This window comes from Anaeromassilibacillus sp. Marseille-P3371 (assembly GCF_900169665.1).
In the GTDB taxonomy this organism is placed as follows: domain Bacteria; phylum Bacillota; class Clostridia; order Oscillospirales; family Acutalibacteraceae; genus Anaeromassilibacillus.
Map to the genome: position 1 here is coordinate 2623303 of NZ_LT835157.1, position 1559 is coordinate 2624861.

General features: G+C 50.7%; 1 protein-coding gene. It reads right to left on the reverse strand.

All coding sequences use genetic code 11. The features are described 5' to 3' along the window. Positions 1-581 precede the first annotated feature (581 nt). A partial coding sequence (locus B9Y59_RS10870; protein WP_158089009.1) for an FIVAR domain-containing protein occupies positions 582-1559 on the reverse strand: 978 nt, incomplete at its 5' end.

Sequence of the window (1559 nt, forward strand, 5' to 3'; positions counted from 1 at the left end):
TTAGCCGCTAGACACTTAATTGGATACCAGCTATTTTTACTCCTTCCATAACACGATTCCGATATTTACGGATTATTTTCATTTTATCTTGGTGGGAACAACTTTTATGCCGTCCCTAAAAGATACCCCACATCCGTCCAACTGTTACTACACAGTAACAACGTCGTACGATGCATTCCTAACCTTGTAAAAAGTTTGACCCAGCAGGGGTTATTCGCATTCTCGTTTGCGGATGCTCCTGCTGGGTCATATCGGTGGAATATCTCCACTTTGGCTTTCTTATGTATTCGCTTTCATGAGAGGCAAATCATCTACATGCGATTAGGATATACGTTTATATTTGCATGTAGAAAAGCTATCCGTCAGAGACATTCCATATTCTTTTTTCTTTCCGAAGCCTCATAGCTACCATCACCATGCAGTGTTTCACCGCATTCTAACCCGGCAGTGTCGTGTAGACGCCTGTGTTCTAGCCCGGTAGACGCACAGCGCCTTTCGCGCCTATGGCGTTTCTACACAGGCTTTCTTCCATCAGTGATTGCTGGATCGAATGGCTTATGCCATTCGCTGGTATCCGGTATTCAACCAATGGTCACCGTGCAGTGTTTCACTGCATTCTGACCAGGCAGTGTCGTGTAGACGCCTGTGCTCTGGCCCGGTGCGCCGGTTGCATAGACTCTGTAGTAGTAATCGTTTCCAACCTTCGCCACAAACTGCGTCTTGAGAACGCTGCCATTGCCTACTGTAAAGCTCGGCGTCTGGTTGTTTCCATTTACCACCGTCATCTTGAAGCAGTATGCGCTGCCTCTCTTGAGCGTGAAGTTCACTGTCGTGTCACTCACCACATGCGCCTTCTGGGTCGAGACGTTCTGTGCCGCAGAAACGACGCCTGCCGCTCCATAGGAGTTGGAGGCATTCACAGAACTGCTTCCCTTTCCTCCCTTGTTGTCCGGCTTCGGGTTGGGCTTCGGCGTTTCCGCCTTCTCCAAACCTGCTACAGCTGCTTCCAGGTTCACATATACCTTTGCGATTGTCTGGTTGTCTGCGGTTTCATCCCCAGCGACGGCCTTTGCTACCTGTAGCGCCGCCTCCAGGTTTGCCACACTGCGGTCCGTATAGCCATTCAAGTCGATCGCTTCTGTCTCTTCGATGAGCTTCTGCAACTCTTCTCTGCTCGGGATCTTCCGCAGGGCTGCCATTGCTTCCGCAAGCTTCTGCGCCATTGCATCCACTTCTTCCTGTCCGGCCTCCGGATTCCCAAGCATCGTCTCTGCATCTTCCAGCACTCCATTAAAGGTCTGGAATGTCTCGTCCTGGATATAACTGTCCATATCCAGGCTATTCGCTTCATCCACCACGGTTTGGAGCGCCGACAGGTCTGCACGGTATTTCAGATTTTCAATCGCCTTCTGCAAGTTCTCATATGCCTTGTCCACTTCCGCCTTCAGCGGGTTCTCTTCCGCATAGACGTCCTTTGCCTCATTCAGCGCTTCCTCAAAGCCCTCCGTGCTGCTCGGCTTGAATGCATCCAACTTCTCCGCCAACTGCTCTGCGATTTC